This is a genomic window from Thiohalorhabdus sp. (assembly GCF_046545655.1).
In the GTDB taxonomy this organism is placed as follows: Bacteria; Pseudomonadota; Gammaproteobacteria; order Thiohalorhabdales; family Thiohalorhabdaceae; genus Thiohalorhabdus.
This window is the reverse complement of record NZ_JBKGZG010000061.1, coordinates 1-8,319: the sequence shown is the minus strand read 5'-3', so window position 1 is coordinate 8,319 and position 8,319 is coordinate 1. Positions and strand designations below refer to the sequence as shown.

The 8,319-nt window shown below is 70.1% G+C and carries 10 protein-coding genes; all 10 read right to left on the bottom strand.

Translation table 11 applies throughout. The features are described from left to right. Positions 1-1,544 (bottom strand): bifunctional phosphoribosylaminoimidazolecarboxamide formyltransferase/IMP cyclohydrolase (gene purH / locus ACLFRB_RS11055; RefSeq protein WP_411069068.1); only part of this gene is annotated, 1,544 nt, incomplete at its 3' end. 126 nt (positions 1,545-1,670) lie between these two features. Continuing rightward, positions 1,671-1,979 carry a 2Fe-2S iron-sulfur cluster-binding protein gene (locus ACLFRB_RS11050; RefSeq protein WP_411069067.1) on the bottom strand — a complete coding sequence of 103 codons (309 nt, stop codon included), beginning with the start codon at positions 1,977-1,979 and terminating at the stop codon, positions 1,671-1,673. Positions 1,980-2,014: 35 nt separating this feature from the next. Beyond that, positions 2,015-2,284: a helix-turn-helix domain-containing protein gene (locus ACLFRB_RS11045; RefSeq protein ID WP_411069066.1), complete on the bottom strand. Its 270-nt coding sequence runs from the start codon at positions 2,282-2,284 to the stop codon at positions 2,015-2,017. Position 2,285: 1 nt separating this feature from the next. Then, a complete protein-coding gene (gene dusB / locus ACLFRB_RS11040; RefSeq protein ID WP_411069069.1) occupies positions 2,286-3,278 on the bottom strand; it encodes a tRNA dihydrouridine synthase DusB in 993 nt (330 codons plus the stop codon). A 104-nt stretch (positions 3,279-3,382) separates the two neighbouring features. Beyond that, the gene (locus tag ACLFRB_RS11035) at positions 3,383-4,198 is read right to left on the bottom strand and encodes a DUF3426 domain-containing protein (protein WP_411069065.1); all 816 of its coding nucleotides are present in this window, start codon (positions 4,196-4,198) and stop codon (positions 3,383-3,385) included. 3 nt (positions 4,199-4,201) lie between these two features. Then, positions 4,202-5,077, bottom strand: coding sequence for a 50S ribosomal protein L11 methyltransferase (gene prmA, locus ACLFRB_RS11030; RefSeq protein WP_411069064.1), 876 nt, complete (start codon positions 5,075-5,077; stop codon positions 4,202-4,204). Positions 5,078-5,130: 53 nt separating this feature from the next. Further along, positions 5,131-6,474, bottom strand: coding sequence for an acetyl-CoA carboxylase biotin carboxylase subunit (gene accC, locus ACLFRB_RS11025; RefSeq protein ID WP_411069063.1), 1,344 nt, complete (start codon positions 6,472-6,474; stop codon positions 5,131-5,133). An 8-nt stretch (positions 6,475-6,482) separates the two neighbouring features. Then, positions 6,483-6,935: an acetyl-CoA carboxylase biotin carboxyl carrier protein gene (gene accB / locus ACLFRB_RS11020; RefSeq protein WP_411069062.1), complete on the bottom strand. Its 453-nt coding sequence runs from the start codon at positions 6,933-6,935 to the stop codon at positions 6,483-6,485. A gap of 83 nt (positions 6,936-7,018) precedes the next feature. Further along, positions 7,019-7,546 (bottom strand): tetratricopeptide repeat protein, encoded by a 528-nt coding sequence (locus ACLFRB_RS11015; RefSeq protein ID WP_411069061.1) that lies wholly within the window; start codon positions 7,544-7,546, stop codon positions 7,019-7,021. A gap of 138 nt (positions 7,547-7,684) precedes the next feature. Further along, positions 7,685-8,257: a TlpA family protein disulfide reductase gene (locus tag ACLFRB_RS11010; RefSeq protein WP_411069060.1), complete on the bottom strand. Its 573-nt coding sequence runs from the start codon at positions 8,255-8,257 to the stop codon at positions 7,685-7,687. Positions 8,258-8,319 lie beyond the last annotated feature (62 nt).

Genomic DNA, 8,319 nt, shown 5'->3' with positions numbered 1-8,319 from the left:
CCGGTCAGGACCATGGCCAGGCCGTGCTCGTCGGCCGCCTCGATCACCTCGTTGTCGCGGATGGAGCCGCCCGGCTGGATCACCGCCGTGCAGCCCACCTCCACGGCGGCGTCCAGGCCGTCGCGAAAGGGGAAGAAGGCGTCGGAGGCCATCACCGACCCGGCGAGCGGAGATTGCGCCTTCTGGGCGGCGATGCGGGCGGAGTCCACCCGGCTCATCTGGCCCGCGCCGATGCCCACCGTGGCCAAGTCCTTGGCGTAGACGATGGCGTTGGACTTGACGTGCTTGGCCACCCGCCAGGCGAACAGCAGCTCCCGCCACTCCTGCTCGGTGGGCGCCCGCTTGGTGACGGCCTCCAGCTGGTCCGCCTCGTAGAGCACCGTGTCCCGGTCCTGGACCAGCAGCCCGCCGTTGACCCGCTTGTAGTCCCAGGGGCTGGTGTCGGCCAGGGTGAGGGCGGGGGTCTGCATGACCCGCACGTTGGCCTTGGCGGCGAAGGCCTCCAGGGCGCCGTCCTCGTAGGCCGGGGCGATCACCGCCTCCACGAACTGCTGGTCCAGGATGGCGCGGGCGGTGGCCTGGTCCACCCGCCGGTTGAAGGCGATCAGGCCGCCAAAGGCGGAGGTGGGATCGCATTCGAAGGCCCGCCGGTAGGCGCTCAGCACGTCGGTGGCCTCGGCCACGCCGCAGGGATTGGCGTGCTTGACGATGACGCAGGCCGGCTCGACGAACTCCTTGACCGCCTCGAAGGCCGCGTCCAGGTCGGCCACGTTGTTGTAGGAGAGCTCCTTGCCCTGCAGCTGGGTGGCGGTGGCCACGTTGGCCCCGCCCACCTTGGGCTCCACGTAGAAGGCCCCGTGCTGGTGGGGGTTCTCCCCGTAGCGCATGGTGGCCGCCTTCTGCAGAGAGAGGTTCAGTGTCTCCGGGAAGTGCTCCCGGCTGCCGTCCTCGCGGATGGCGCCGAGGAAATCGGCGATGGCCCCGTCGTAGCGGGCGGTATGGGCGAAGGCCTTGCGGGCCAGGCCGAAGCGGGTGTTCTCTCCCACGGCCCCGCCGCTGGAGCGCATCTCCTTGAGGACCCGGGCGTAGTCGTCGCTGTCCACCACCACGGTCACGCTGGCGTGGTTCTTGGCCGCCGCGCGCAGCATGGCGGGGCCGCCGATGTCGATGTTCTCGATGGCCTCCTCCAAGCTGGCCTCGGGGCTGGCTACCACGTCCTCGAAGGGGTAGAGGTTCACCACCACCAGGTCGATGCCGGGGATGTCGTTGGCCTCCATTTGCTCCCGGTGCTCCGGCTTGCCGCGGTGGGCCAGAAGCCCGCCGTGCACCCGCGGGTGCAGGGTCTTGACCCGCCCCTCGAACAGCTCCGGGAAGCCCGTGTAATCGGAGATCTCGGTGACGGGGATGCCCTCGTCGCGCAACAGGCGGGCCGTGCCGCCGGTGGACAGGATCTCCACCCCGAACTCCTCGTGGAGACTGCGGGCGAGCTCCTCCAGGCCGCTTTTGTCCGAGACGCTGATCAGCGCCCGCTTGATCTCTCCCATGTCCTCTTTCCTCACCTCACCGGTTCCGACCGGTTTGCTGGTTCCCAACCTTCCACGGGCTGCGAGCGAAAAGCGAAAGGGGCTGGATGGTGCCATCCAGCCCCACAGGGTCGTGGTCCGGGCCCCTCAGGCGAAGCGGTTCTGCCGCCGCTTCCCCGGGGGGATGTAGACCTTCGTGTCTTCCTCCAGGATGTACCGGCAGGACAGCCGGGTCCCCATCTCCAGGCGGTCCTCGGCCAGCATCCGCCGGTCAATCTCCGTAGGCGGCCGGGGGGTGCCGCGGAGCCGCACGAAGCATTTGCCGCATTCCCCGTGGCCGCCGCAGTCGCTGGTAATGGAAATGCCGAGCCGGCGCGCCGCCTCGAACAGGGTGGTACCGCGGGGCACTTCCACCTCGGCGCCTTCCGGCTCCACCGTAAGCCGCACGCCGTCCATGCTCGACCCCCTGGGCCGCCGCACGGCCCTGCGGACTATTTGGGGCGAATGCCGTATTCCTGGATCTTCTTCCGCAGCGTGTTGCGGTTCAAGCCCAAAAGCTCCGCGGCCCGCCGCTGGTTTCCCGCCGTCTCGCGCAGGATGCGTTCCAGCAGGGCCTGCTCCACCTCGCCCTGGACCAGATAGAACAGCCGACCGCAGGGCTGTTCCCCGTCGAGGTTGACGAAGTACTGGTCGAGGGCCTCCTCGATGCACGCCTTGAGGCCCGGATACTCCGGATCCGGTTTCGACCGGGGACCCGCCACCCTAGGCGGCCTCTTGATCGTCGTTCAGGAAGACCGCGCGGACCAGTGCTTCCTGCCGCTCCACCGCCTCGGCCTCGTTGGCCCGCGCGCGGAAGGCCCGGCCGGCCTCACGGGGCAGGCCATCGGCGTACCATCCGAGATGCTTGCGGGCCACGCGGGCCCCCCGTAGCGAACCGTACAATTCCTTCAGCCCCTCCAAGTGCGTGAGGATCGCCCGCCCGCGCTCGGAAATCCCCGGTTCCGGCGGCACCTCGCCCGTAGCCAGATAGTGGGCCACGGAACGGAACAGCCAGGGCCGCCCCTGCGCTCCCCGCCCGATCATGACCCCGTCGACCCCCGTCCGCTCCAGGACCCAAGCCGCGTCCTCAGGGGTGCGAATGTCGCCATTGGCCCAGACCGGAAGGGAAACGGCCTCCTTCACGGCGGCTATGGTCTCGTACTCCGCCTCTCCCCGGTAGCGGTCGGCGCGGGTCCGGCCATGGACCGCCAGGGCCTGGATCCCGGCCTCCTCCGCCATCCGGGCGAGGCGGGGGGCGTTCTTGTGCTGGCGGTCCCAGCCGGTGCGCATCTTCAGGGTCACCGGCACGGAAACGGCACCGACCACGGCCTCCAGGATGCGCCCCACCAGGGCCTCGTCCCGCATGAGGGCGGAGCCCGCCACCTGCTTGCAAATGGTCTTGGCCGGGCAGCCCATGTTGATGTCGATGATGTCCGCGCCGCGCGCCTCGTTCCAGCGCGCCGCCTCGGCCAGCAGTTCCGGATCCCCGCCAGCGATCTGGACGGCCACGGGCCCTTCCTCGCCGGTATGATCGGCCTTGGACAGGGCCAGCCGGTCGCCGGCCAGCATGGACCGGCTGGGGATCATCTCCGACACCGTCAGCCCCGCCCCCCATTCCCGGCACAGCCGGCGGAAGGGCCGCTCGGTGATCCCGGCCATGGGGGCCAGGGCAAGATTATTGGCCAGTACATGCGGGCCGATGGCCAGCGGTTGCAGCGCCACGGGTGGGCCCTCCTTACCGCGAGCCGGTGTTCGGGAAACCGGCTATTGTATTCCGGGACAATATGGGGGATCAACGGGTTACGGGCCGGCGGCCACGATCAGGGGACCATCTCGATCCGGTAGCGCTGCATCCCTGGAGGCACGTCCTCCAGGACCACGGCGAACGGCACCTCCTGGCCGGGGCGCAGGCGCTCCGGAAAATCGTTCCGGGCCTGCTCCCACCGCCGGCCCAGCTCCCGTATGTCCGGCGGCTCCTCCAGGTCCAGGCGGGTGCCAGGCCGCTTCGTGCGGCGGTACCGTACCTCCCCGTCGGACCCCAGCGCCCGGATTTCCATCCGGGGAGGGCGCTGGGCGAAGGATGCTTCGTTGGTCAGCACCCCCCGGAGAAGGGTTACGTTGCGCCCCGACCGCAGCGGCTCGATCCGAGCCTCCACCCGCTCGGCGCGGTAATGGCGCAGGGACACCGGCAGCTCCACCTGGAGGCCCGACCATTCCAGGGCCGTCTGCGCTGCGGTCCGGGCCCACGGCCACGCCAGCCAATGGTTCCGGAAAGCGTAACCGAGCTCTACCAGGAGGCCAAGCACCAGGAGGAAGACCAGGAGCTTGAGCAACAGACTCGCTCCCCGCCCCACGGCGCCGGCCGGGGCCGGTGGCCGCAGGGTCTTGGCCCGCCGCCCCTTTCGGCCCCGGCCGTCCTTCTCGGTCGGCTCCGGGTCGGGAGTGGAGGCACCCTCCCCCCCTTCGTCCACTCCCCCCGGCAGGCCGCCTTCCTCCATGGCGCTGCGGACACCGCCGTCGGGGAAGGCCCAGAACCGGAAGGTGCACACGGAGCAGCGCACCTTGGTGCCCTCCTCCCGGATCTGGCCCGAGCGGACCCGGAAGCGGGTATCGCAGTTGGGGCAGCGGATCTCCATCCCTCAGGACTCCCGGACGCCGTCCAGCCGGACCCACTCCCCCTCCCGGGCCTCGCGGGTCCAGCGGATGCCAGAATAGGCGGCGCGCACCCTCTCCGCCTGGGGCGCCAGGATCCCCGACAGGCTGATCTCTCCGCCCGGGGCCGTGACTGCGGTCAGCGCATCGGCCAGCTCCACCAGCGTCTCGGAGAGGATATTGGCCACCACCCGGGGGAAGGGCCCCTCGCCTTCGAGACCCTCCTCCACCGCCCCCACCGCTACGCGGTCCGGCACGCCGTTCATGGCGGCGTTGTTCCGGGTGGCCTCCAGGGCGAGCGGGTCGTTGTCCACGCCGAGCACCCGGGAGGCGCCCAGCTTGGCGGCGGCAATGGCCAGGATGCCGCTGCCGCAGCCGTAGTCGAGGACGGCGGGGGCCTCGTCCATGTGGACGCGGGCGTCCAGCCATTCCAGGCACAGCCGGGTGGTCTCGTGCTGCCCGGTGCCGAAGGCCATGCCCGGATCCAGGATCAGCTCCACACGCCCCGGGGGAGCGGGGTCCTTGACCCAGCTAGGGCGGACCCAAAGCCGCTCCCCCACGGGGAACGCGCCGAACCGCGCCTTCCAGGCGTGGGCCCAGTCCTGCCCCTCCACCGGCACCCGCTCCAGGGCCAGGACCTCGCCCGTGGCGGCGGCCAGACGATCCTCCAGGTCCGCGGGGATACCGGCGGCGGAAAACAGGGCCGTGACCAGGTTGGTTCCCCAGGCGGCCCCGGGTTCGAAGTTGGGCTGGTCGTCCGCCCCCGCGACCGCAACCGAGGCGGCGCCGGCGGCGGCCAGGGCTTCCTCCACGGCGTCCAGCTTCGGCAGCGGGACGGTGATTCGAACCTCAATCCATTCCACGGCCAGCCCTCTTCAGCACGGGCCCGCGGGACCGCGGACCCCGCTGAGCGGAATCACTCCTCCCCCAGGAAGCGTTCGAGAAAGTGGATGTCCACGCCGCCCGCCTGGAAGCGGCCGTCCCGGAGGAGGCGCTGGTGCAGGGGGATGGTGGTCTCGATGCCGCCGACGATGAACTCCTCCAGGGCGCGCCCCATGCGGGCCATGGCTTCCTCCCGGTCCTCGCCCTCGACGATCAGCTTGCCCATCAGGGAGTCGTAGAAGGGTGGGATCACGTAGCCCGTGTAGGCGTGGGAGTCGATGCGCACACCGGGGCCGCCGGGCAGGTGCAAGTGGGAGATGGTCCCCGGCGAAGGGGTGAACTTCTCCGGGCTCTCGGCGTTGATCCGGCACTCCACCGCGTGCCCCTCGATCTCGATGTCCTCCTGCCGGAAGCGCAGGGGCTGTCCGGCGGCCACCCGGATCTGCTCCTTGACCAGGTCCACCCCGGTGATCTGCTCGGTGACGGGGTGCTCCACCTGCAGACGGGTGTTCATTTCGATGAAGAAGAACTCGCCGTCCTCGTAGAGGAACTCGTAGGTGCCCAGGCCCGTGTAGCCCAGCTTGCGGGCGGCTTCGGCGCAGCGCTCGCCCATCCGGCGGCGGGTTTCCTCGTCGATGCCCGGGGCCGGGGCCTCCTCCACCAGCTTCTGGTGGCGGCGCTGCACGGAGCAGTCGCGCTCCCCCAGGTGGATGGCGTTGCCGTGCTGATCGGCGAGCACCTGGAACTCGATGTGGCGGGGCTGGCCGAGGAACTTCTCCATGTAGACCATGCCGTTGCCGAAGGCCTTCTCGGCCTCCGCCTTGGTCATGGAAACGGCGTTGGACAGGCTGGCCTCGGTGTGGACCACCCGCATGCCCTTGCCGCCCCCGCCGCCGGCCGCCTTGATCATGACCGGATAGCCCACCTCACGCGCCAGGGCCCGGAGCTCCCCGTCGTCCTCGGGCACGGGGCCGTCGGAGCCGGGCACGCAGGGCACCCCCGCCTCCTTCATGGCCCGCTTGGCGGCCACCTTGTCGCCCATGGTGCGGATCAGGTCGGCGGTGGGGCCGATGAAGGAAAGGCCGGAGGACTGCACGATCTCGGCGAAGTCGGCGTTCTCCGACAGGAAGCCGTAGCCGGGGTGGATGGCCTCGGCGTCGGTAACCTCCGCCGCGCTCATGATGGCGGGCACGTGCAGGTAGCTGTCCGCGGACTGGCTGGGGCCGATGCACACGGACTCGTCGGCGAGCTTGACGTACTTGGCGTCGCGGTCGGCCTGGGAGTGCACGGCCACCGTCTTGATGCCGAGCTCCCGGCAGGCCCGCAGGATGCGCAGGGCGACCTCGCCCCGGTTGGCGATCAGGACCTTGTCGAACATCGGGCCCCCTACGCGTCGGGTTCGATGATGAGAAGGGGTTCGCCGTATTCCACGGGCTGGGCGTTCTCCACCAGGATCTTCTTCACCCGCCCGGAATACTCCGATTCGATCTCGTTGAACAGCTTCATCGCCTCGATAATGCAGAGCGTGTCGCCAACGTTGACGCGGTCGCCCTCCCGCACGAAGGGCTCGGCCTCGGGCGAGGAGGCGCGGTAGAAGGTGCCTACCATGGGCGCCTCCACCTTGATGCCCGACTCCTCCTCGGCGGCCGGCTCCGGGGCCGCGGCTGGCGCGGCGGCGGGCTGCTGGGGCGGGGCCGGCTGGGACGGGGCCGCCGGCGGCGGGGCCGCGGAGACGCCCCGGCTGATGCGCACACTTTCCTCCCCCTCGGCGATCTCGATCTCGGTGACGTCCGAATCCTCGAGAAGCTCGATCAATCGCCGGATCTTGCGAATGTCCATACAATCCCCCTGACTCAAACCGCAGCGAGCGGCCGCCCCGCGACTGGCGGCCCCGGGCCCGGTCCCGTTGGCGTTTGCTCGGCTCAGCGGGTGGTGCGTGCCTGCAGCCGGTCGAGGAAGGCCTGCAGGCGACGCACCTCCCCGCTCCGCTCCACCTGCTCCACGAAGCCTTCCAGGCGCTCGGCCGCGTCCTCTTCCACCTCCGGAGCGGCCGGCTCCTCGGCGGTGCCCTGCTCCAGCTCGTGGAGCCGGCGACGCCACTCGTCGGCCCGCGGATCCTCCGCGGCCCCTTTCAGGAGCTCGCGGTACACCCCGGCGGCGGCCTCGTGGTAGCCCTGTTGGAAATACAGCTCGGCGAGGGTTGGGGTGGGCCTGGGCCCGGAGGGAGCGCGCTCGGCCTCGGGATCGCGGGCCTTCAAGGCGCGCTGGAAGAGCTCCGCCGCGCGCTCCGGCTGGCCCTGGCGCATGGCGATCCGGCCGAGCAGACGCAAGGCCCGCGGCTCGTAGTCGTCGAACTCCAGGACCGCCAGCAGGTGCCGTTCCGCCTCTTCCAGGCGCCCGTCGGAATAGGCCCCGTTGGCCTCCTGGATGGCCTGCTCCACATGGATCATGCCGGTTTCCGTTCAAACCCGGGCTGGGAACGCCCGGACCCTTCCCCCAGTTCCGGTCCGGGACCGGACCCCGCGAAGCACCGGCCATCCTATAGGCATCGTCCGGTAAAGTCCAACAACCGGTCGGGATCGGGAGGGCTACAGGAGGGTTCTGACGGCTTTCTCCAAGGTCTCCTTTCCGGGATTGCCCTGGAACACCTGGCGGATCCGCCCTTCCCGGTCGATGAGCAGGGTGTAGGGAATGCCCGGCGGGTCGCCGAAGCGGGCCATCACCTCATCCATGCCCTCCTTGATCAGGGGGACGGGATAGTTGAGGCCTTGCTCCAGGTGGAAGCGCTCCACGTTCTGATGGAAGACCTCGGGATCGTTGGGCTCGCGGCTGTCCAGCTTCCAGTTGAGGGCGGCCCCGATCACCTGCAGGCCCTCCTCCCCGTAGCGCTCCTGGAGCTCGATGAGGTTGGGGATCTCCTTCTTGCAGAAGGGGCACCAGGTGGCCCAGAAGTTGAGCAGGACCACCCGGCCCCGGTAGTCCTCAAGGGCCACCGACTCTCCCTGCAGCCCGGGCCGCTCCAGGGCGGGGACGGGCTCGGCCTCCTCCGCCGGCACCACCACCTCCTCCCCGCCCCCGCACCCGCCCACTACCAGGGCAAGGCCCAGGGCCAGGGATGCCAAGAGCCGGCCGCCGCTAGCCGCCATAGGTCTGGCGCACATGCTGCTCGAACTCCTCGGCGTCCTTGTACCCGGCGATGCGGGCGGACTCCATTTCCTTGCCA

What these genes read in the sequence shown, in the direction of transcription:
- ACLFRB_RS11050 (WP_411069067.1), bottom strand. Translation starts at nt 1,979, where the DNA reads ATGGACGGCGTGCGGCTTACGGTGGAGCCGGAAGGCGCCGAGGTGGAA.
- accC (WP_411069063.1), bottom strand. Translation starts at nt 6,474, where the DNA reads ATGTTCGACAAGGTCCTGATCGCCAACCGGGGCGAGGTCGCCCTGCGC.
- accB (WP_411069062.1), bottom strand. Translation starts at nt 6,935, where the DNA reads ATGGACATTCGCAAGATCCGGCGATTGATCGAGCTTCTCGAGGATTCG.
- ACLFRB_RS11010 (WP_411069060.1), bottom strand. Translation starts at nt 8,257, where the DNA reads ATGTGCGCCAGACCTATGGCGGCTAGCGGCGGCCGGCTCTTGGCATCC.
- ACLFRB_RS11035 (WP_411069065.1), bottom strand. Translation starts at nt 4,198, where the DNA reads ATGGAGATCCGCTGCCCCAACTGCGATACCCGCTTCCGGGTCCGCTCG.
- ACLFRB_RS11015 (WP_411069061.1), bottom strand. Translation starts at nt 7,546, where the DNA reads ATGATCCATGTGGAGCAGGCCATCCAGGAGGCCAACGGGGCCTATTCC.